Annotated in this window: 21 protein-coding genes; 16 read left to right on the top strand and 5 right to left on the bottom strand. The window is 68.1% G+C overall.

Translation table 11 applies throughout. The annotated features are described in order from the left end of the window. Position 1 precedes the first annotated feature (1 nt). Both R4823_RS28130 and R4823_RS28135 read left to right on the top strand, forming a co-directional pair. Positions 2-967 (top strand): tripartite tricarboxylate transporter substrate binding protein, encoded by a 966-nt coding sequence (locus tag R4823_RS28130; protein WP_338616947.1) that lies wholly within the window; start codon positions 2-4, stop codon positions 965-967. A gap of 808 nt (positions 968-1,775) precedes the next feature. Further along, positions 1,776-2,918, top strand: coding sequence for a hypothetical protein (locus R4823_RS28135; protein WP_132980181.1), 1,143 nt, complete (start codon positions 1,776-1,778; stop codon positions 2,916-2,918). A 28-nt stretch (positions 2,919-2,946) separates the two neighbouring features. On the opposite strand, the gene R4823_RS28140 is transcribed toward R4823_RS28135, so the two are convergent. Further along, positions 2,947-3,888 (bottom strand): LysR family transcriptional regulator, encoded by a 942-nt coding sequence (locus R4823_RS28140; RefSeq protein ID WP_338616949.1) that lies wholly within the window; start codon positions 3,886-3,888, stop codon positions 2,947-2,949. Between the two features lie 98 nt (positions 3,889-3,986). Here R4823_RS28140 and R4823_RS28145 point away from each other — a divergent pair, with 98 nt between their 5' ends. From R4823_RS28145 to R4823_RS28175, 7 genes are all read left to right on the top strand, one after another. Next, positions 3,987-5,204, top strand: coding sequence for an MFS transporter (locus R4823_RS28145; RefSeq protein ID WP_132980182.1), 1,218 nt, complete (start codon positions 3,987-3,989; stop codon positions 5,202-5,204). 130 nt (positions 5,205-5,334) lie between these two features. Continuing rightward, entirely contained in the window at positions 5,335-5,847 is a 513-nt protein-coding gene (locus R4823_RS28150; protein WP_087839084.1) for a MarR family transcriptional regulator, read from the top strand. A gap of 55 nt (positions 5,848-5,902) precedes the next feature. Continuing rightward, positions 5,903-6,832, top strand: a complete 930-nt coding sequence (locus R4823_RS28155; protein WP_338616952.1) for a branched-chain amino acid transaminase — start codon at positions 5,903-5,905, stop codon at positions 6,830-6,832. A gap of 5 nt (positions 6,833-6,837) precedes the next feature. Beyond that, positions 6,838-8,427 carry a gamma-glutamyltransferase family protein gene (locus R4823_RS28160; RefSeq protein ID WP_338616953.1) on the top strand — a complete coding sequence of 530 codons (1,590 nt, stop codon included), beginning with the start codon at positions 6,838-6,840 and terminating at the stop codon, positions 8,425-8,427. A 54-nt stretch (positions 8,428-8,481) separates the two neighbouring features. Next, positions 8,482-9,624, top strand: a complete 1,143-nt coding sequence (locus tag R4823_RS28165) for a Xaa-Pro peptidase family protein (RefSeq protein ID WP_132980185.1) — start codon at positions 8,482-8,484, stop codon at positions 9,622-9,624. Positions 9,625-9,653: 29 nt separating this feature from the next. Beyond that, positions 9,654-10,640: a hypothetical protein gene (locus tag R4823_RS28170; protein WP_338616954.1), complete on the top strand. Its 987-nt coding sequence runs from the start codon at positions 9,654-9,656 to the stop codon at positions 10,638-10,640. Positions 10,641-10,682: 42 nt separating this feature from the next. Beyond that, on the top strand, positions 10,683-11,660 hold the full coding sequence (locus R4823_RS28175) for a tripartite tricarboxylate transporter substrate binding protein (RefSeq protein ID WP_087839079.1): 978 nt from the start codon (positions 10,683-10,685) through the stop codon (positions 11,658-11,660). 39 nt (positions 11,661-11,699) lie between these two features. Here R4823_RS28175 and R4823_RS28180 read toward each other — a convergent pair whose 3' ends face one another. Beyond that, a complete protein-coding gene (locus R4823_RS28180; protein WP_087839078.1) occupies positions 11,700-12,242 on the bottom strand; it encodes a MarR family winged helix-turn-helix transcriptional regulator in 543 nt (180 codons plus the stop codon). 187 nt (positions 12,243-12,429) lie between these two features. Between R4823_RS28180 and R4823_RS28185 the strand changes: the two genes are divergently transcribed. The 3 genes from R4823_RS28185 to R4823_RS28195 are packed head-to-tail and all read left to right on the top strand — an operon-like array spanning position 12,430 to position 15,357. Beyond that, the gene (locus tag R4823_RS28185) at positions 12,430-13,560 is read left to right on the top strand and encodes a Rieske 2Fe-2S domain-containing protein (RefSeq protein ID WP_338616955.1); all 1,131 of its coding nucleotides are present in this window, start codon (positions 12,430-12,432) and stop codon (positions 13,558-13,560) included. A gap of 8 nt (positions 13,561-13,568) precedes the next feature. After that, on the top strand, positions 13,569-14,348 hold the full coding sequence (locus tag R4823_RS28190; protein ID WP_087839076.1) for an SDR family oxidoreductase: 780 nt from the start codon (positions 13,569-13,571) through the stop codon (positions 14,346-14,348). A 34-nt stretch (positions 14,349-14,382) separates the two neighbouring features. Further along, positions 14,383-15,357 (top strand): tripartite tricarboxylate transporter substrate binding protein, encoded by a 975-nt coding sequence (locus R4823_RS28195; protein WP_176400750.1) that lies wholly within the window; start codon positions 14,383-14,385, stop codon positions 15,355-15,357. A 10-nt stretch (positions 15,358-15,367) separates the two neighbouring features. On the opposite strand, the gene R4823_RS28200 is transcribed toward R4823_RS28195, so the two are convergent. Both R4823_RS28200 and R4823_RS28205 read right to left on the bottom strand, forming a co-directional pair. After that, a complete protein-coding gene (locus R4823_RS28200) occupies positions 15,368-16,336 on the bottom strand; it encodes a hypothetical protein (RefSeq protein WP_338616957.1) in 969 nt (322 codons plus the stop codon). Positions 16,337-16,362: 26 nt separating this feature from the next. Continuing rightward, on the bottom strand, positions 16,363-17,355 hold the full coding sequence (locus tag R4823_RS28205; protein WP_176400749.1) for a tripartite tricarboxylate transporter substrate binding protein: 993 nt from the start codon (positions 17,353-17,355) through the stop codon (positions 16,363-16,365). A 290-nt stretch (positions 17,356-17,645) separates the two neighbouring features. Between R4823_RS28205 and R4823_RS28210 the strand changes: the two genes are divergently transcribed. Together R4823_RS28210 and R4823_RS28215 are read left to right on the top strand one after the other, a co-directional pair. Continuing rightward, entirely contained in the window at positions 17,646-18,629 is a 984-nt protein-coding gene (locus R4823_RS28210) for a tripartite tricarboxylate transporter substrate binding protein (protein ID WP_087839072.1), read from the top strand. A gap of 22 nt (positions 18,630-18,651) precedes the next feature. Continuing rightward, complete coding sequence (locus tag R4823_RS28215) at positions 18,652-19,878, top strand: FAD-dependent monooxygenase (RefSeq protein WP_087839071.1); 1,227 nt, start codon at positions 18,652-18,654, stop codon at positions 19,876-19,878. A 12-nt stretch (positions 19,879-19,890) separates the two neighbouring features. Here the strand turns inward: R4823_RS28215 and R4823_RS28220 are convergent, their stop codons facing one another. Then, entirely contained in the window at positions 19,891-20,655 is a 765-nt protein-coding gene (locus R4823_RS28220; protein ID WP_087839070.1) for an IclR family transcriptional regulator C-terminal domain-containing protein, read from the bottom strand. A gap of 127 nt (positions 20,656-20,782) precedes the next feature. On the opposite strand from R4823_RS28220, the gene R4823_RS28225 reads away from it, so the two are divergent. Together R4823_RS28225 and R4823_RS28230 are read left to right on the top strand one after the other, a co-directional pair. After that, positions 20,783-21,259 (top strand): MaoC family dehydratase, encoded by a 477-nt coding sequence (locus tag R4823_RS28225; RefSeq protein ID WP_087839069.1) that lies wholly within the window; start codon positions 20,783-20,785, stop codon positions 21,257-21,259. A gap of 9 nt (positions 21,260-21,268) precedes the next feature. Further along, positions 21,269-21,718: a MaoC family dehydratase gene (locus tag R4823_RS28230; RefSeq protein WP_087839068.1), complete on the top strand. Its 450-nt coding sequence runs from the start codon at positions 21,269-21,271 to the stop codon at positions 21,716-21,718. Positions 21,719-21,744 lie beyond the last annotated feature (26 nt).

Here is a 21,744-nt window from a genome sequence, read left to right on the forward strand (position 1 = left end):
CGTGAAGCCTTTCATCCGATATCTCGCGGGCCTGCTGGCCTGCGCCGCCACCATGGCCGCCAGCGCGCAGGCCTATCCCCAGCGGCCCGTCCGCGTCATCGTGCCCTACCCGCCGGGCGGCACGGTGGACGCGGTGGCGCGCGTGTTCGCCGACAGCCTGGGCCAGCAGCTGGGCCAGACCTTCGTCGTCGAGAACCGCGCCGGCGCCAGCGGATCCATAGGCAGCGAAGCCGTGGCGCGCGCCCCGGCCGACGGCTATACCCTGCTGGTCAACGCCTCCACCTTCGCGGCGGGCCCGTGGCTGCTCAAGTCGCTGCCCTACGACATCCACAAGGACTTCACGCCCATCACCAACCTGGGCGAGGTGCCGCTGCTGGTTACCGCCAACCCCGGCGTGCCAGCCAAAGACCTCAAGTCGTTCATCGCGCTGGCCCACCAGGCGCCCGGCAAATACTTCTTCGGCGCCTCCGCCGCCGGTTCGGCCAGCCACCTGGCCGAAGCCGCCATCAGCTACGAGGCCAAGGCCGACATCCCCGTCGTGCTGTACAAGGGCACCGGGCCGGCGCTGACCGACCTAATGGGCGGCCACATCAGCGCCGTCATCGACGCCGTGCCGTCATCGCTGCCGCCGGTCAAGGCCGGCCGCACCAAGGCCCTGGCCGTTACCAGCGCCCAGCGCCTGCCGTCGCTGCCCGACGTGCCCACCGTGGCCGAATCGGGCCTGCAGGGATTCGAGATGGTGTCCTGGTACGGCCTGTGGGGGCCGGCGGGCCTGCCCGCCGACGTGGTGGCCAGGCTGCACGACGCCGTGCGCAAGGCCATCGACTCGCCGCGGGTCAAGCAGACGCTGAGCGAACAGGCATTTGTCGGCAAGGGCTCGTCGCCCCCGGCGTTCGCGGACTATGTCCGCGCCGAAAGCGCCAAGTACGGCAGACTGGTCAAGGCGGCGAACATCACGGTCGAGTGAGCGCGGGGGCGGTGGCGAACCGACTGGAGTGCTAGCCCCCGAATCAACGCATTTTCAATTACAGACGTGGGGGAGGTCCGAGGGTTCACCAATGTGAGCACCTATTTAGGGTTTTTCTTGTTTCGTTATTTAAAAGCATCGCTTATTTTCGTTATTCACCAATCAGAGAATATTGCGGGAGGAAACATGAAACGCGTGCTCACAGCTGCAGCATCGCTTGCGCTGCAACCCTCGTTCATGCCGCGGATCCCTGGCAGAACGCAGACATGGTCGGCCGCGACCTAAATGTGCCTTTGCTTGGTTCGATCGGCCACGTCGGTCTTTGGAGTGGCGCAGTTGGTTACGTGATTGAGATGTTGGATGAAGCGACACCGCTTCAACAGAATACGCTCGCAAACTTCAAGTCGAGGACGTCCTATTGGGGGGCGAGTTATTACTCCTCGCTAATGAGCCGACCGAATGTTCAGGTGTGCAACAACATTGCCTATTGCGACAACCTCATTTCGTATGCGCCGGACTATGCGCTCCAGTGGCAGGCAAGCCTCTGGTGGGCCGCTGGAGCTACATACACGACAACGGTGTTTTATACCCATCCACAACCTGGAGGCTGGTACACCCCAGAATCACCCCCTTGGGGTCCCCCGGCCCAGCCGGTCTATAAGGGGCCGACGATGGGTCAGTTCCGATGCGATACCTTCGTGCGAGAGGTGTGGAGAACCGGCAATACGGTCCCCGTTGCTTCTTTCCCCGGCACGCAGTTGCCCAACACGATGTTTTACGCGTTTAGCATTCGGTAAGGGAGGCCGAGATGACATTCAACATGCGCAATATTGCACTTGCGATCGTCCTTTCCGGCTTGTCCCAGGCTCTTGCCGCACAAGACCTTTTGGCTAGCCCGGCTGAGACCTATTTGGGCTCTGTAAACGAGGCGGCCAAGAGTCAGAGCATCGGTGATCTGGATATCGCGACGCGTGCTTTGATCGAGAACCAACGCGTGAGTACTCAGGCTAAGTTCGACACACTCTGGAAGGCTTATCAGATGTATCGCACAGTGCCGACACTCGCGGCTTATACCGTAAGTGCCATCGGGTTTCTCAAGCCAGTTGACCAACTGCAGGCGCTGAAGGACGAGTTTACGCGGAAGGACACGCCGAGCAAGAACCGCGTACAGTTGGTCCAGGCCATCGCTGGCATCTATCGTGCGCCCTCGGCCGGTCCTGCTCTTACTGACGCTGATCAGATCCGGAATAGCGATGTCCTACTTTTTCTCCAACATGCAGCGGCTGACCAGGATAGCGACGTTGCCCGCGCAGCGGTGCTGGCTTATTCGCGCGCAGTTCCCGGGCCGCGCGCGGCGGCTTTGATCCATCAGGCGAACCAGCGGGGCGCCTTGGGCGCGGAGCATTTCATGCGGGAATCCATCATCCAGATTCCCGCGTTGCCTGCTGCCGACCAGGATGCGACCATAGATTCCATTCTCGTACTCGGCGGGCTTCGCGCAAATGGACCGGAAGCCGTCACGCTGACGCGTCTTCTGGGCGCCTACCTGAAGTCCGAAAAGTTCACCGAGTCCATCGGCGCAGGCAGCCGGCAGAAGCTCGATGCGTTTCTCTTGGCGCAGGAGCCCGGCCGCACGCCAGGATGGGCCTCCGGAGGATTCCCCTACGTGGACTACAACAATTGGCTGGAGGCCCGGGGGCGCCTGGCTGGCGTATCGGATAGCGCCATGCCGGATTTCATGCTCGGCCAGTTGCTTGGATCGTCTTCCGGCGGAGAGCAGGTCGCTGCGGTCATGGCGGCGCAGTTCGGTCCTACGATTGCTTCGAAGGCCACGGAGCCCCAGCGCAAGCAACTGTTGCAACGATTGTCCAACACCGGGCAGGTCTCGCTTCTGCCCGGGGTGGGGCAACATGACTTGCATGCGCGAGCGGTTCAGATGCTGGCGCGATAGCAAGGCATGAAAGGCGCGGCTGCCAGGATTAGGAAGGTAACGCCGGCGCCACGCCCGCCATGGTCGGCATGGTGGCGCGCATCATGTCGATGAAGGCGCGCAGCTTGGCCGGGTAGTAGCGGGCGTACGGATAGATCAGGTAGACCGGCAGCGAGGCGGCGCGCCATTGGGGCGCGACATGGCGCAGCCGGCCTTGCCGCAGGTCGTCGGCCACCACCCAGGCCGACGCGATGCCGGCGCCCACGCCGTCCAGCATGGCGGCGCGCAGCGCATACAGGCTGTCGGTGCTCATGCGCGGGCGGATGGGGAAGCGGTGGCCGAGGCCATCGGCGCCGCGCGTCAGCACCACCTCGTTCCGGTAGTACATGTTCAGCGCCACCCAGGGCAGTGTTTCCAGGGCCGCGACCTCGTCCGGCGGCGCGCCGCCCGGCAGCAGGGACGGGGCGGCCACGACGATGCGGGGCACCTCGGCCAGCAGGATGGCGACCACGTCCGGGTCGTTCACCGCGCCCACCTGGATCGCGCAGTCCAGCCCTTCGGCGATGAAGTCGGCGTGGCGGTCCTGCAGCAGCCATTCGACCGAGGCCTCGGGATAGCGGCGCAGGTAGTCGGTCAGCGGCGCGATCATCTGGTCCTGGCCGAAGGCATGCGGCACCAGCACGCGCAGGGTGCCGCGCGGCTCGTCGTGGGCGCCGCGCAGGTCGGCCTCCATGGCGTCCCAGGTCGCGCCCAGTTCCTTCGCATGGGCGTAGCAGCGTTCGCCGTCGCTGGTCAGCGTCATGCCGTGGGTGGAGCGTTGCAGCAGGCGCAGTCCCAGCAGGCGTTCCAGCGTCTGCAGCCTGCGGCTGACCGTGGGCTGGGTGGTGCCCAGTTGCACGGCGGCTGCGGACAGGCTCCCGGCTTCGACGATGCGAACGAAGGTCTGCATCAGTTCGATGCGATCGATGGACGGGGAGGCGCCGGTTTTCATGCGTCAAGCGTATAACGAATCTGCGCCCACAGGGGCTACACGACGTAACTACCGCCATGCACAATCCCGTCCACACTTTTGTTTACGGGTTTACGAGCATGCCATCCATACAAATCGCGCATGGTGCGTCCCTATCTGCCGCACCCGCCACGCGGTTGACCACCTCGCTGGTCGGCCTGCTGGCCGCCGGGGCGGGGCTGAGCGTCGCTTCCATCTACTACAGCCAGCCCATGCTGGGGTTGCTGGGCCAGGACCTGGGGGCCGGTGAAGGCACGGTGGGCCTGGTGCCCACCCTGACCCAGCTGGGCTACGCGGCCGGCATCCTGCTGCTGGCGCCGCTGGGCGACCGCTACGACCGCCGCCGCATCATCGTCGGCAAGTCGGCGGTGCTGGCGCTGGCCCTGTTGCTGAGCGGCCTGGCGCCGGGCGTGGGCTGGCTGCTGGCCGCCAGCCTGGCGGTGGGACTGGCGGCCACGCTGGCCCAGGACATCGTGCCGGCGGCCGCGACGCTGGCGCCGGATGCGCAGCGCGGGAAGGCCGTCGGCACCGTCATGACCGGCCTGCTGCTGGGCATCCTGTTGTCGCGCGTGATCAGCGGCTTCGTGGCCGAATACTGGAACTGGCGCGCCATGTTCGTGGTGGCCGCGGTGTCCATCGCCGGCGTGGGCGTGGTGGCGGCGCGCGGCCTGCCGCGCTTCGCGCCCACCGCGCAGCTGGGATACGGCGCGCTGCTGGCTTCCATGGCGCAGTTGTGGCGCCGCCACGGCGCGTTGCGCCGTGCGGTCTACGCGCAGGGGCTGCTGGCGGTGGGCTTCAGCGCCTTCTGGTGCACGCTGGCCGTGATGCTGCACGACCGCTTCCACCTGGGCAGCACGGCCGCCGGCGCCTTCGGCCTGGCCGGCGCGGCGGGCGCCCTGGCCGCGCCCTTCGCGGGCCGGCTGGCCGATCGCCGCGGCTCCGACGGCGTGGCCCGCATCGCCACCATCATCGCGGCCGTCTCGTTCGCCAGCCTGGCGCTGACCGAGGTGCTGCCGGCACAGGCGCAGCTCGCCTTGCTGGTGGCCAGCGCCATCGGCTTCGACTTCGGCGTGCAGGCCTCGCTGGTTGCCAGCCAGACCCAGGTCTACGGCCTGGAGCCCGCGGCGCGCAGCCGCCTGAACGCCCTGCTGGTGGCCGGGATGTTCATCGGCATGGCCGCCGGCGCGGGGCTGGGCAGCCTGGTGTGGGCGCATGCGGGCTGGCTGGGCGTGGTGGGGCTGGCCACCGCGACGGCGCTGGGGGCGTTGGGGGTGAGGATGGCGCGCGTGGGGGGCTAGCAGGAGCGGGAGGCTGTGGGCCTCCCGTTTTTCATGCGATATCAAATGAAAATATCCTTGTAAAAGAACTTGCATATGCAAGTTTATTTGTGAGTAAATAGGCCATCGCAACCATCACGGTTCCTTCGCCATGGCCTCCAGCTCGACGCGTTCCTCCCGCCGCAAGCCGGTCGATCCGGTCGATGACGAGCCGGATGCCTTCTCGGACCAGCGCAGCGAAAAGAAGACGGCCTACCTGCTGCGGCAGGTGTCCGAACGGCTGGCCATCAGCCTGACCGAGGCGCTGCGCCCCTTCAACCAGACCGCCAGCGTCTACCGGGTGTTGATCGCGCTTACCCGCCGCGACCATGCCCGCATGCGCGACCTGATCGAGCTGACGCTGATCGAGTCCTCCACGCTCAGCCGCACCATCGGCCGGATGGAGGCGCAGGAGCTGGTCACCGTCGAGCAGGACGATGACGACGGCCGCGCGGTCATCGTTTCGATCACCCAGGCCGGGCGCGACCTGCTCGACGCGATGCTGCCGGCGGTGTCGGCGCAGTACGAGTGGTCGGTGCACGACGTGCCGCCGGCGGACCTGGAGATCCTGCGCACCACGCTGCAGCGCATGCTGCGCAACCTGAAGATTTCTCCCATCAAGTAAGCGGCAATCCCTTCAAGCAGTTCTTGCAGTCGGCCTTTCCTGGAAGGAGGCGGTCATGGAAGAGCAGGGTTCACCCATCTGGATCGATGGCAAGCTGGTGGATTGGGCGGATGCGTCCGTCCATTTCGTCAGCAACAGTTTCCAGTATGGGTTCGGGGTCTTCGAAGGCATACGCGCCTATGACGGCGAGCAGGGCACGTCCATATTCCGGCTCGACGCCCACATCGACCGATTGTTCAAGTCGGCCAAGATCATCGGGCTGGACATTCCCTACACCCGGGAAACCATCGTCGAGGCCTGCCGCGAAACCGTCGCGGCCAGCGGCCACTCGCAGTGCTATCTGCGGCCGGTGGCCTACATCGGCTACGGCGGCATGGGGCTGAACTACACGGGGTGCAAGGTCAGCGTGGGCATCGCGGTCTGGTTCTGGGGCGAATACCTGGGCCAGGGTAAGCTGGAGCAGGGCACACGGGTCAAGACTTCGTCCTATACGCGGCATCACATCAATTCGAACATGTCCAAGGCCAAGGCCTGCGGCAACTACATGCTGTTCCAGATGGCACGCACCGATGCGCTGCGCGGCGGCTACGACGAGGCGCTGCTGCTGGACGCCGAGGGGCACGTGGCCGAGGGCTCGGTCGAGAACGTCTTCATCGTGCGCGACGGGCAACTGATCACGCCGCCGCTGACCTATATCCTGGACGGCATCACCCGCGACTCCATCATCCAGCTCGCGCGTGGCGCGGGCCTGGTGGTGCGCGAGGAGTTCTTCACCCGCGACGCCATGTACATCGCCGACGAGGCTTTCTTCGTGGGCACCGGGGCCGAGGTCACGCCGGTGGTGGCGCTGGACGACCGGCCCATCGGCCAGGGCGTGCCCGGGCCGGTGACGCGGCGGCTGCAGTCGCTGTATTTCGATGCCGTGCGCGGACGCGACGAACGCTACGTGCATTGGGTGACCCCGGTGTCCCGCGTTCCCGCCTGAGCGCCATGGATCTCGACTACGCATTGCCCTATCCGTCGCAGCGTTCGCCGGTGCTGGCGCGCAACGTGGTGTGCGCCTCGCAGCCGCTGGCGGCGCAGGCCGGGCTGCGCATGCTGCTGCAAGGCGGCAACGCCGTCGATGCGGCGGTCGCGGCCGCCATCGCGTCCACGGTGGTCGAGCCCACCGCCAACGGCGTGGGCAGCGATGCCTTCGCGATTGTCTGGGACGGCGCGAGCCTGCACGGCCTGAACGCCAGCGGGCGCGCGCCGGCCGCCTGGGATGCGGCGCGTTTCGCCGGGCGCGAGACCATGCCGCGCCGTGGCTGGGACAGCGTCACGGTGCCGGGCGCGGTGTCATCGTGGGTAGCGCTGAGCCGGCGCTTCGGCGCGCTGCCTTTCGAGCGCTTGTTCGAACCGGCCGTGGACTACGCCCGGCGGGGGTTCGCGGTCAGTCCGCTGATCGCCGCGCTGTGGCATCGCATCGCGCCCAACTATGCCGACCAGCCGGGCTTTGCCGATGCCTTCCTGCCCGGGGGGCGTGCACCGGCTGCCGGCGAGACCTTTCGCAATGCGCCGCTGGCCGGCACGCTGGAAGCCATCGCCGCCACCGGCGGCGAGGCCTTCTACCGGGGCGCGCTGGCCGAGGCCCTGGTCGCGCATGCCGCGCGCCATGGCGGCGCGATGACGCGGGACGACCTGGCGGCGCACGAGGCGCACTGGTGCGGCACGCTGTCGCAGCGCATCGGCAACGTCGACGTGCACGAGATTCCGCCCAATACGCAGGGCATCGCCACGCTGATCGCGCTGGGCATCCTGGCGCGCCACGACCTGCGGCGACACGCGGTCGACAGCGTCGAGGCCATGCACCTGCAGATCGAGGCGATGAAGCTGGCGTTCGCCGACGTCGAGGCCTTCGTCGGCGATCCGGCCGGTATGCAGGTCGACCCGAAGTCCCTGCTGGCGGATGACTATCTGGATGCGCGCGCGGCGCTGATCGATCCGGCGCGCGCCGGCGATTTCGGCGCGGGCGCGCCGCGCCAGGGCGGCACGGTTTATCTGGCCGCCGCCGACGCGGCGGGCATGATGGTCTCGTTCATCCAGTCCAACTACGAGGGCTTCGGTTCGGGCGTGGTCGTGCCCGGCACCGGCATCAGCCTGCAGAACCGCGGCATGGGCTTCTCGCTGCGGCCCGGGCATCCCAACCTGGTGGGGTCGCGGCGGCTGCCGCTGCACACCATCATCCCCGGCTTCGCGATGCGCGCGGGCCAGCCCGCGATGAGCTTCGGCGTGATGGGGGGGCCGATGCAGGCGCAAGGGCATCTGCAACTGGCCGTGCGCACGCAGCTGTACGGCCAGAACCCGCAGGCCGCGTCCGACGCGCCGCGCTGGCAGGTGGTGTCGGGACGCAAGGTGCTGGTCGAGGCCGGTATGCCGGAATCCAGCGTGGCGGGCCTGCTGGCGCTTGGCCACGAAGTGCGGCAGGAATCGCCGCAGGCGGCCTTCGCGTTCGGCGGCGCGCAATTGATCCTGCGCGGCAGCGACGGCTACGTGGCGGGATCGGACCATCGCAAGGACGGCGCGGCCGTCGGCTTTTGACTACCGCGTCGCACGCTTCCAAGGGACGCGGCGCGGCGACAGGAGGAGCGAACAGTGAGCGTGCCACGGCAGGAGTTCGAAGCGAGGATGGCCCGCGCGCGGGCGGAAATGGCGCGCGCCGGCATGGACGGGCTGGTGGTTACCGACCCCGTGGGTTTCTATTACTTCACCGGCGAGAAGGCCAGCCCCGGCCGCCCGGCGGCCTTCGTGCTGCCGGCCGAGGGCGAACCGGCCCTGGTGAACTGGAGCGGTCCGGACATGTTCGCGCGCCTGTATCGCCGGCCGGGCCATCCCTGCGTGGCCGACCGGCGCATCTACCCCGAGATGCCGTTCGACCGTGAGCCGGCCACCGACTGGGGACTGCGCGACATCCTGGCCGAACGCGGGCTGCACGCCGCGCGGCTGGGCATCGAGCTGGGCAACGAACCCCGGCTGGGCCTGGGGCTGGCGGACCTCGACCGCCTGCGCGGCGAATTGCCCGGCATACGCTGGGTCGATTCCTCGCCGGTGATCTGGGCCTGCCGCATGATCAAGTCCGAATGGGAGATCGAGCAGCTGCGACAGGCATGCGCGATCGGATCGCGGGCCTGGGCGCAATGCCTGGGATCCTTGAACGAGGGCGTGACGCAGCGCGCGGTCCAGCAGCGCATCATGGCCCTGTACGCCGAACTGGGCGCGGACCTGGATTCCGGGCCGCCGGTCGCGCTGGGCGCCACGGGACCCGGCGGCGCCTTCCGGCGCGGGGACATTCTTTACCTGGACGGCGGCTGCAGCGTGAACGGCTACAAGATGGACATCACGCGGCGCGCGGTGTTCGGCGCGCCCAGCGCGCGCCAGCAGGGCGAGCATGACGGCATGTGGGAAATCCTTTTCCAGGTGATGGAGAAGATCCGGCCCGGCGTCACGACCGCGTCGGTGTTCGAGTACTCGCAGTCGCTGCTGGCCCGGACCGGCTGGACCAACTATTCGGACCACCCCGCCAAGCGCATCGGCCACGGCATCGGGCTGGTCAACGAGCCGCCCTACATCAACGCGTTCGATGCGCACGTGTTCCAGGAAGGCATGAGCATCACGCCGGAACCCAAGATCGAGACGCAGGAAGGGCTGCTGAACGCCGAAGAGCACGTGATCGTGCGCGCGCGGGGGTGCGAGATCATCTCGGGCTCCCTGGACTGGCGGCTGCACGTCATTTCCTAGCGAACCCACAGGCTTCGATGGAGACCGACATGCCCGCCGCCATACGACCGCTCCTGCTGTCCGCCGCCGACGTCGCGCGCTGTGCGCCGCCGCTGGCCGATGTCATCCGTGTCGTCGAGGACACCTACCGCCGCGACGCGGCAGGCGAGGTCGAGGTGCCGGCCAAGGTCGCGCTGCATCCGCACGGGCCGTCCAGCTTCCTGCACGCCATGCCCGCCTGGGTGGCGGGGCAGCAGGCGCTGGGCATGAAGTGGGTGTCGTTCTTTCCGGGCAATGCCCGGCATGGCGCGCCGGACTCCAGCGCGCTGATCGTGCTGAACGATCCGGTCACCGGCGTGCCGGTGGCCATCATGGAAGGGATGTGGATCACCTACGCCCGCACCGGCGCCTGCGCCGCGCTGGCGGCCAGGTATTGCGCGAACCCGGCGCCGCGCCGCGTCGGCCTGGTGGGCTGCGGCGGCCTGGGCGAGTGGTCCCTGCGCTGCCTGGCGGCGCTGTTTCCCTCGATCGCGGAAGTGTTCGTGGCTTCGCAGCGCCCCGCCTCGCGGGCGGACTTCTGCGCGCGCATGGCGGGCCGGGGGCCGTGGACGCTGACGCCGGTGGACGAGATCCGGCAGGCCGTGCAGGACATGGACATCGTGGTGTCTTCCGTACCCAAGCTCCAGACGCACCCCATCGCGGCCGAGTGGTGGTCGCCGGGCACGGTGCTGATCCCGCTCGACATCACGGGCTCGTGGGACGACGCCACTTATGAACGGGCCGACCGCGTGGTGTGCGACCACCGGGACAACCTGGCGCGCGCCTTCGAGCGCTACCGGCCGGGGCTGGCCATCGACGATGCCCGCGGCATCGGCATGCAGGACATCGTGAGCGGCCGCGCCCCGGGACGGGCCGCCGCGACGGATCGGGTCATGGCTTTCATGACCGGCATAGGCAGCATAGACGTGGCGCTGGCGTGGGACATCTACCGGCGCGCCGACAAGCAGAACCGGGGACAGCGCTTCGACCTGGCCTAGGTTCCGGCCGGCCAGGGTTTCCTTACGTTCATGGGAGTTCTTATGAGCAAGCCATGCAGTGGATGCCGTGTGGTCCTGGCCATCGCCAGCCTGTCGTTCGCCGCCGCCGCCTTCTCCGCCTATCCCGAGCGGCCGGTCAAGATCGTCCTGCCCTATCCGCCCGGCGGCGGCGGAGACCTGGTGCTGCGCAACCTGCAGCAGGCCCTGGAGAAGCAGCTCGGGCAGCCCGTCATCATCGACTACAAGGCCGGCGCGGCGGGCAACATCGGCACGCTGGACGTGGTCAACGCCGCGCCCGATGGCTATACGCTGCTGATGGGGCCGACGAACAACTTCGTCATCAACCAGTTCCTGTTCCCCAAGATGGGCTTCGATCCGCTGGCGGCGCTGACGCCGGTCAGCCTGCTGGTCGAGCAGCCCTATCTGGTCACGATCACGGGCGCATTGCCGGCCCGCGACTACGCCGGTTTCGCCGACTATGCCAAGGCCCACCCGGGCAAGCTGAACTACGGATCGCCAGGCGCGGGTACCGTGCCGCACGTGTCCGCGCTGATGCTGTCCGATCAGTTGGACGCGCGCATGGTCCACGTACCCTACAAGGGTTCGCAGCCCGGGGTGCAGGCGCTGGTCGCCAATGACGTGCAATTGCTGATCGCCAGCTACGGCATCGTCGCCGGGCAGATCGCGGCGGGGCGCATCCGCGCCGTGGCGGTGGCCGCCGACCAGCGGCTGCCGGCCCTGCCGCAGGTGCCGACCACGGCCGAGGTCGGCCTGCCGCCGGGCGTCATCCTGGCCAACTGGTGGGGCATCGCGGCGCCGCGCGGCACCGATCCGGCCATCGTCGAGCGGCTGGCCGGCGCCTTTCGCGCGGCGGTGGGGGATCCGGACGTGCAGCGCAAGTTCGTTGAGCAGGGCACGCTGCCGGTGGCGAATTCGCCTGCGCAGTTCGCCGACCGCATGCGGAACGAGGCCAGGGCCTGGAAGGACATCATCGCCCGGACGGGCGTGACGATAGAGTGACCGCCATGCGATGACCCGGGGCGGGGCCATCGCGGCGCGTCAGCCGGCCGGGTCCGGATCGCGCGGCGCGCGCCGCCGTCCGCGTGGCCTGGGCTGGTAGTACAGGGTGGCCACGCCCAGCATCTTGGACAGCAGCCGCAGCAGCTGCTGTCTTTCCTTGGCCGTCAGCGGCTGGACGATTTCGTCCTGGATGTCCTCGAGCATGGGGCCCAGCTGTTCGAGCAGCGCCAGGCCTTCGGCCGAGGCCTCGACGCGCTGGCGCCGGCCGTCGGGCCGGCGCACGATCAGCGAGCGTTGCTCCAGCCGGGCGGCCACCTGTCCGGTGGTCGAGGTATCGAGTCCCACGATGTCGCCCAGTTCGGCCTGATCCACGCCAGGCCGGATCGAGATCGTCTTGAGCACGACGTACTGGATGGGCGTGAGGTTGAAGCGCCGGGTGATGGGCGCGAAGGCCAGCGTGGTCTTCTGCTTGGCGCGCCGGATCAGGTGCCCCGGCATGCTGTACATGACCAGCAGCGGATCGGGCTCGTCGCGCGTAGAGCCGGCCTGGGCCGGCAGTTCGTGGTCGGGTTCGGGCTGCATGGAATCTCCTCGGCGGCAACGTTACCACACCGGTCGGATGAGTTGGCCTGATTATATGTGTGCTTATATGTACACAAATAAAAAAATGATTTAAAAACAATGCATTGTATTTTATAAGCATCGATATTTGACATGATATTTCCATCTTCTTATAGTGTCCGCATGCTTGGAACCCAAGGGGATGGAAATGAGTGGCACCGTGGTCAAGGAACTGGTCCAGCTGATTCCGGAGGGCTTGCCTTCCGGGCTGCGCAATTACTGGTATCCGATCCTGCAATCGGAAGAGTTGCCCGCCGACAAGCCGGTGGGCCTGAAGGTGCTGGGCGAAAAACTTGCCGCGTGGCGCGGCGCCGACGGCCGGCCGAACGTCGTGCGCGACCGTTGCCCGCATCGCAGCATCCGCCTGTCGGTCGGCCGCGTCATGGATGGAGACCTGCAGTGCCTGATGCACGGGCTGCGCTTCGATGGCGAAGGCCGCTGCACGCTCATCCCCTGGGAGACCGCGCACACTCCCCACCACGACCGGCTGGCCGTGCCCGCGTATCCGGCGCGGGAACTGGGAGGCTATATCTGGGCCTACCTGGGCGACCCGGTCCGCTTTCCGCCGCCGCCGCTCGAGACCCAGGTTCCCGAGGAACTGCTCAAGCCCGATGAGTTCATCTGCTTCCGGCTGCCCACCTCCACCTGGAACGCCAACTGGCTGCTGGCCATCGACGGCAGCGACGGTTTCCACGCCGTCGTGCTGCACACCGATTCGCAGGCCGTGCACCGCGCCGAGCGCAAGCCGGGCAGTAACGAGGTGCCGCTGGAAGACCGCCGCATCAAGATCATCCGTACCTCGCACGGTGTGCGCGGCGTGTCGGTCGACCTGGAAGGCAAGCCGATCAATCACGGCCACTTCACGGTCGACGTCAAGGGCCAGCGTTTCTGCCTGCCCTGTCTGACCACCAATCCCATCGTGCCGGCGCCGGGCGCCGCGCCCTACGCGTCGCGGCTGTGGCAATTCCCGCAGGACGCCCAGCACACGACGGTGGTCCGCTTCCTGTCCTGGCACGCCCGGACCGAGGCCGAACGCGCCGCCGCCACGCGCCTGTTCAACGAGGTGGCGCTGCCGCGGCTGGAGCTCGTCAATACCGAGGATGCCTTCGCCGCCGAGGCGCAAGGCGACCTGATCGAGGCGCGCTCGCGCGAATACCTGCTGGCCCCCGACGAAGACGTGATCAAGGTGCGCCGCTTGCTGCGCACCGCCTTCGTGTCGCAGGCCGAGCACGGCGAACGCATCGACAACCCGGCCGGTTCGCTGGCCTATCCCGTCTAGGAGTCAGCATGGGCCACCGGCTCGAAGGCAAGACGGCATTGATTACCGGCGGCGCGGGCGGCATCGGCCAGGCCATAGCCTCGCTGTTCGCGGACGAAGGCGCGCGCGTGCTCCTGGTGGATCGCGACGCCGACGCGCTCGCGGCGGGCGTGGCCCGCCTGGGGCGGGACCGCATCGCCACCGCGACGTGCGACATCGCCGATGAGGCCCGGGTGGCGCGCCTGGGCGACGCCATCCGCGCGCACGGCGACGCGCTCGACATCCTGGTCAACAATGCCGCCACGCGCGAATACCATCGCCTGGCCGATGCCGACGCCGCATCCTGGCAGCGCATCCTGGCCGTCAACGTGATCGGCGCCGGCCTGGTCACCGCGCTCGCCCTGCCCTGGCTGCGCAGGTCGGGGCGCGGCGCGGTGGTCAACGTCGCCTCCACCTTCGGCATCTGCGGCCGGGCCGGCATGGGCCAGTACGACGTCACCAAGGCGGCGATGGTCGCGGCCACCCGCGTGCTGGCCATCGAGGAAGCCCGGTACGGCGTACGCGCGAACGCCGTGTGCCCGGGATCGGTGCTGACCGGATTCACGCTGGGCCGCGCGGCCGCGCGCGGCCTGTCCGAGGCCGAATTGAAGGACCGCGGCTTCGTGCCCGCGCCCATCGCCCGCTGGGGCGAACCGGCCGAGATCGCGGCGCCGGTGTTGTGGCTGGCTTCCGACGAAGCCTCGTTCATCACGGGTGCCGTGCTGCCCGTGGACGGCGGGGTGTCGGCCAGCGGTACGCGCGTCGCCTAGCGCGGCGTTTCCACTCTCGTTCAGGATGTTCCGTATGAAGACCCTTGCCGCACTCCTGCTGTCCTGCGCCGCCTGCCTGCCGATGGCGGCCGCCCATGCGGCCGACGCCGACTATCCGTCGCGGCCCATCACCATCGTCGTTCCCTTCCCGCCCGGCGGCAGCCCGGACATGCTGGCCCGCGTGATCGGCGACAAGCTGGGCCAGCGCCTGGGCCAGACCGTCGTGGTCGAGAACCGCCCCGGCGCGAGCGGCACCATAGGCGCCGCGCACGTTGCCCGCGCGGCGCCCGACGGCCATACGCTGATGATGACGCCCAATACCTTCGTGCTGTCGCCGCTGGTGCTGCCCAAGGGGGTCGTGACCTTCGACGTGCAGGCCGACTTCGCGCCGGTGATACTGCCGGCCAAGACGCTGATGGTGCTGGCGGCGCATCCGCGCCTGGGCGTGAAGAACCTGCCCGAGCTGGTCACCTATGCCAAGGCCCATCCCGGCCTGACCTACACCGGTTCGGCCAATGGCTCGCCGCAGCACGTGGCCGGCGAAATGCTCAAGCAGATGGCCGGCATCGACATGTCCTTCGTGTCGTACAAGGGGCTGGCCCCGGCGCTGAACGACACGCTGGGGGGGCACGTCGACCTGATCTTCGTGCCCTACGGCAACGTCGCCCAGCACGTGAAGGCCGGCGCGCTGACCGTGCTGGGCGGCCTGGACGAGGAACGGCTGGCCTCGGCGCCCGAGGTCGTGCCGCTGCGCGAGCAAGGCTATCCGCGCATGGTGGTGGGGGTGTGGACGGGGCTGTTCGCGCCGCGCGGCACGCCGGCTCCCGTCGTCGACAGGCTCAACCGCGAGATCAACGCGATCCTGGCCCTGCCCGACGTCAAACAGCGGCTGGAAGGCGCCAGCCAGATCCTGGTCGGCGGGCCGCCGGCAACGCTGGCCAAGGTGGTCAAGCGAGACCTGGACACCTACGCGCCCATCGTCCGCAGCGCCGGCATCACGGCGGACTGAGGCGCCGGCCTCAGGTCTGCAGCATCGAGGGCCAGAACATCTCTTCCGGCTCGTACTTGCGCGGCGTCAGGCCCTGCCTGTGGGCGTAGGCCAGCATGCGGTCCACTTCGTGGCGGGTCCTGGCGAAGCCCCACGGGTAGATGTCGGGCCCCGCCGCGCGGCGTTCCTCTTCCCACAGCGCGCGATACCACAGCGAGGTGGTGTGGATGCGCGCCCATTCCTCCTGCTTGCGGTAGCAGGCCTGCTTGGATGCTTCCCAGGCGTCGTACAGGCTTTGCGCCACCCACGGATGGGCTTCGAGAATGCTGGTGCGCACCAGCAGCGTGTGCATGATGGGAAAGCAGCGCGTGCGGGCGAAATAGGCGCGTTCCTCGGCGCCGTGGTCGGGGAACAGGAAATCGATGTCGGGATGGACGTTCGGCGCCCACACCTCGGTGGTGATGCCCGCGTCGATCGCGTTCGAGGCCAGCAGGTCGTACTGCGAGGACCCGGCCGGCGCGATCTCCATCTTCAGCCACGGCGGTGGCGTCCAGTCCGGCAGCCGCACCGGTTGCCAGGCCACCCAGGTGATGGACGACAGGTCGACGCCGTAGTCTTCTTCCAGGATGCCCTTGGCCCACAGCGCGGCGCTGGTGGCCCAGGTCTGCACGCCCACGCGGCGGCCGTTCAGGTCGGAAGGCTGGGTGACGCCGCTGCGCCGGTTGATGTAGATGTACGAGTGCCGGAACATGCGCTTGACGAAGATCGGCAGCGCGGTGAAGCCCAGGCTGCGGCGCGGCAGGTCGGCGATGTAGGTGCCGGTGAAGAACTCCGCGACGTCGAACAGGCCGCGCGCGCTTTGCGACTGGCGGCTGACGTCGTCGTCGTTGACGGTGATGTCGAGTTCGATGCCCCGCGGACGCACGGTGCCGTCGATCAGGGCCTGGGCGCGGTCGTAGGGACCGCAGGTCATGCTGAGTTTCAAGGGAGGCGCGGACAACGGTTGCTCCTTGCGGCGAGGCGCGATCAGTTGGCGCGGATCTTCAGGTCGGCGGTCAGTCGGCGATAACGCTCGTCGTCCTCGCGCATCTGCCGGCTCAAGGCCTCCGGCGCGCCGCCTTCGGGCTGGTAGCCGAGCTGGTCGAGCCGGGCGCGCATCGCCGGCTCCTTCAGCACGGCATTGATTTCCTGGTTGAGCCGGGCAATGACGGGCGCCGGCGTGCCCAGCGGCGCCAGGATGCCGAACCATGCGGTGGCCTGTACGTCGCGATAGCCGAGCTCGGCCATCGCCGGCACGTCGGGCATCTGCGGCGAGCGCCGGGGCGAGGACGTGGCCAGGGCGCGCAGCATGCCGTCGCGGAAGTACTGGGTGTTGCCCGAGGTGGGCATCCAGGCCATGTTGACCTGTCCGCCCAGCAGCGCCGTCACCATCTTGGCCACGCCGCCGTACGGGACGCTGGTCAGTTCCAGCCCGGACTCCTTGCGGAACTGCTCGCCCATCACGTTCATCGGCGAGCCGTTGTCGCCGCCGGAGTAGGCGAAGCCGGGATCTTTCTTCGCCACGGCGATGAAATCCTTCACCGTCCTGATGCCGTGGCTGTCGGCGAACTTGCCGTTGACCGCCATGACCATCATGGTCGAGACCGGCATCACCACCGGCGCCAGTTCCTTCGTGACGTCGACCGTGGCGGCGTTCTGCGCCAGCACGTAGGGCGCGATGACCAGCGTGTTGGGCATCAGGAACAGCGTGTAGCCGTCGGGCGCGGACCGCGCCGCCTGGCGCGCCGCGATCATGCCGGAGGCGCCGGGCCGGTTCTCGACGATGACGCTCTGCCCCAGGCGGGGCTGCAGGCGCTCGGCCAGGACGCGGGCGAAGGTATCGACGCCGGCGCCGGGGCCCGACGAGACGATCAAGGTCAAGGGCCGGCTGGGCCAGGCCTCGCCCTGGGCGTGGGCCGCCCAGGGCAGCAGACAGGCCGCGGTGGCGGCGGCGAGGGCAAGACGGCGAAGGCAACGCATGAGAGGGCCCCTGAACGATGTGCGGACCGTTGGGGCCCATGTCATGAAAACGTGGAGCGACTATATCAATACGGAAATATCAAATCAATATAATTTATAAGACGATGATTTTTAAGGAATTAATAATAAGTACAGTTATACGTATACTTAAATGGAATCGGACTCGGGCCCACCCGCCGGTGGACGACCGGGCGCCACCGCCATTTCTTGACACGGTTTCTTCCTTTGCCGCACTATGGTCGATAAGCGGTCATTAATAACCGCTAAGCGGATAACAAAGGAGACCATCGATGAAATGCTTTTTCCGCGGGACCTGGGCGCTCGCCCTGGCCCTGCTGCTACCCGCCGCGCCCCAGCCCGCAGCGGCCGCCCAGCAGGACTATCCGAACCGGCCGATACGCCTGCTGGTCGGCTTCGGTCCGGGCGGCCCCACCGACCTGACCTTCCGCAAGCTGGCCGAACTGGCGGCGCGCCATCTCGGCCAGCCCATCATCGTCGAGAACAAGCCGGGCGTCGGCGCCACGCTGGCCGCCTCCACCATGGCCAGGCAGGACAAGCCCGACGGCTATACCATCGCCTCGGCCACGGCCGGCATGTTCCGCGTCCCGTACATGCAGAAGGTGGACTGGGACCCGATCCGCGACTTCACCTGGATCGCGGGGCTGGGCGGCTATACCTTCGTGCTGGCGGTGAAGGCGGATTCCCCGTACCGGACGGCGGCCGACCTGGTGCGGTACGCCAAGGCCAATCCGGGCAAAGTGTCGGTGGCGACCGCCGGCGCGGGCACCAGCATGCATCTGCTGACCGAGGCCTTCGCCGCCGCTGCCGGCGTCGAGCTGACCCACGTCGGCTACAAGAGCAGCAGCGAAGCCGCCGTCAGCCTGCTGGGCGGCCAGACGGTGGCGGCGGTGGACGCGGTGGGCAGCCTGCTGCCGCACGTGCAGTCGGGCGCGCTGCGGCTGCTGATGTCGTTCGACGCGGAGCCGACGCCGCTGCTGTCGGACCTGCCTACCGCCCGCAGCCTGGGCTACGACATCGCCAATTCCGCGCCCTATGGATTGATCGGGCCCAAGGGCATGCCGCCGGACGTGGTGCAGAAACTGGCGGCCGCCTTCAAGGCGGCGGTGGACGACCCGGAGTACGCCAAGCTGCTGGAGAAGCTCGGGCAGACCTACTGGTTCAGTCCGCCCGCCGACTATGGCAAGTTCGCCGCCAGCTACTACGTCTCGGAACGCAAGCTGGTCGAGCATGCCAAGCTGATGCGCCAGCCCTGACCGCGCCAGGAGGAATGGCACCATGAAGATCGTGATCGCGGGCGCGGGCATAGGCGGGTTGACCGCCGCGCTCAGCCTGCATGCCGCGGGCATCTCCGACGTGACGGTGCTGGAGGCCGCCCGGCGGATCCAGCAATTGGGCGTGGGCATCAACCTGCCGCCGCACGCCGTGCGCGAGCTGGACGAGCTGGGACTGGGCGAGCGGCTGGCGTCCTTCGGCATCCCCACGTCCGAGCTGGCCTACGTGGACAGCGGCGGCCGGCTGATCAACGCCGAGGCGCGGGGCCTCGCGGCCGGCTACCGGTGGCCGCAGTATTCGGTGCACCGGGGCAAGCTCCAGGAGCTGCTGCTGGCCGCGGTGATCGAGCGCCTGGGCCCGGAGGCGGTCATGGCCGGGCAGCGCGTGCAGGACGTGGCCCAGGAGGCCGGAGGCGTGCGGGTGACGGCGTCGCCTGCCGCCGGCGGCACGGCTGTCTTCGAGGCCGACGTGCTGGTGGGCGCCGACGGCATACGCTCGGCCGTGCGCGCCGCGCTGCATGGGCACGGATCGCCGCTGGCCACCAACGGCTGGACCATGTTTCGCGGCGCGGCGCCGGGGCCGGCCTTCCGCGGTGGACGCTCGATGGTGATCGTGGGCGACGAGCATCTGCGCTGCGTGGTCTATCCCATCGGCCCGGGCGTGCTGAACTGGCTGATCGTGCGGCCCACCGAGCCGGGCGCCGCGGGCGAACTCGGCAACTGGAACCGCCCCATCGCTCCCGAGGCGGTGGCCGCCCACGTCGCCCACTGGGACTTCGACTGGCTGGACATCCCGGCGCTGGTGCGCCGGACGGACGCGGCCTACGAGTATCCGATGGCGGACATCGATCCCTTGCCGCGCTGGACGGCCGGGCGGGCCACGCTGCTGGGCGACGCGGCCCATGCCATGTATCCCTTCGGTTCCAATGGCGCATCGCAGGCCATCATCGACGCGCGGGTCCTGGCCTACCACCTGGCCATGCAGCCCGGTCCGGACGCCGCGCTGTCGGCCTACGAACAGGCGCGCCGCGAGGCCGTGGCCGCCGTGCAGCGGGCCAACCGCAGTATGGCGGGCGATGTGATGAAGCGGGTCAGCACCCTGGCGCGCGCCAGCGACCATGCCTCGGCGGCGGCCGAACTGGAGCGGGTGGAGCAGTCGTACCGCCAACTGGCGGGTTTCGACGTCGCGACGCTGAACGAACGGCCGTCGTGGAGCGTGGCGCGGACCTGAGCCCGCGTCGCCCTACATCGTGGCCGCCCGGATCTGCGAGGCGGCCTGCCGCAACTCGGCCAGGTACAGCTTCAGGGCTTCTTCCTGCGTGACCTGCCCGGTCGGCAGGCTGACGTTGATCGCGGCGATGGTGTTGCCGTCCTGGTCGCGCACCGGCACGGCCAGGCCGCAGATGGCCTCGTCCAGTTCCCCGTCTATCCAGACGTAGCCCTGCTTGCGCGCCGCCAGGATGCGCTCGCGCAGCGTGTCGGGATCGACCACGGTGGCGCCGGTCAGCCGCTTGAACGTGGCGGTTCGCAGATACTGTTCCAGCGCGTCGTCTGGAAGGCCGGCCAGCAGGATGCGCCCCATCGACACCGCGTGCGCGGGCAGGCGGCTGCCCAGCGACGGGCTCATGGTCAGGATGCGCTTGGAGTGCTGGCGCTGGATGTAGACGATGTGTTCGCCATCGAGCACCGACAGCGCGCACGATTGCTTGATGCGCCCGCACAGTTCTTCCAGGCTGAGCTGGGCCTGGCGCCAGTAGGGCAGGCTGTTCAGGTAGGACAGGCCCAGGCGCAGCACGCGCGGCGTCAACCAGTAGCGCTTGCCGTCGGTCTGCACGAAGCCGAGCTCGATCAGGGTCAGCAGGAAACGCCGCACCGCGGTGCGCGGCAGGTCCACTTCTTCGGCGATTTCCGCCAGGTTTTTCCGATGCGCGCCGTGGCCCATGGCCTCGATCACGGCCAGGCCGCGGGCGAAGGTGCGGACGAACGATTCGCTTTCTGGGGTCGCCATGGGTCCTCCACGGCCTTGACAGCGCAGGCCGGAATCCAAATAATGGTCATAGAGCGGATACTTATATCCGCTAAGCGGTCATTCTAGCAGATCCAGGCCGCAGGTCAACACCTCTCAATGGACTTCCATGGCAACCGAGACAAGCTTCGAGACCGATTTCTGGAAAGACGAGCAATTGCGCAAGACCTGGGACGACATCGTCCCCGGCGAACCGCGCAAGACCCTGCCCTACACGCTGACGCTGGAAGCGATCCAGAAATACTGCCGCGTGGTCGGCGACATGCACCCGCTCTACTTCGACGAGGAGTATGCGCGCAACAGCCCCTACAAGGGCCTGATCGCCCCCCCGGCCATCCACATCCTGCTGATGTTCGCGTGCACGCCCACCGACGACTGGATGCGCAGCCCCGGCACCGTCAACGCCGGCCAGTCGTGGAGCTACAACCAGCCGGCGCGGCCCGGCGACGTCATCCGGCTCGAGGCGCGCGCGCTGGACAAGTTCATCCGGAAGAACCGCCTGTTCGTCGTGCACGACAACGTGTTCTTCAACCAGCGCGACGAAGTCATCTGTTCCGGCCGCGGCTGGACCATCCGCCCCTTCTGAAGGTCAATCATGAGCAACGCATTCGACACCCTGAAGCCCGGCCTGACCATCGAGGGCACGCCTTTCTCCCCTACCCGCGAAACCATCCGCGATTTCTGCGAGGCCTCGCTGGACTACAACCCGCTGCACTGGGACGACGAATACATGAAGGGTGATTTCGGCCGCACCAACTTCGGCGGAATCATCATGCACGGCATGAACAACTTCGGCGTCATCACGAAGATGCTGACCGACTGGCTCTATCCGCTGGGCGGCATGCAGCGCCGGCTCGAGACGCGCTGGAAGATTCCCGTCAAGCCGGGCGACACCATCACGCCCACCGCCAAGGTGTCGGCCGTGCAGGCCACGAAGAAAAGCCGCTGGGCCACGCTGGAGGTGCAGGTGGCGAACCAGCGCGGCGAGATCGTCGCCGCGGGCGAGGCCATGGTCGAGTTCCCGCACGAACTGGGCGCGGCCTGAGCGCTTCCGAACGATAGAAGAAAGGA

The organism is Pigmentiphaga sp. CHJ604 (assembly GCF_036972535.1).
GTDB lineage: Bacteria > Pseudomonadota > Gammaproteobacteria > Burkholderiales > Burkholderiaceae_B > Pigmentiphaga > Pigmentiphaga daeguensis.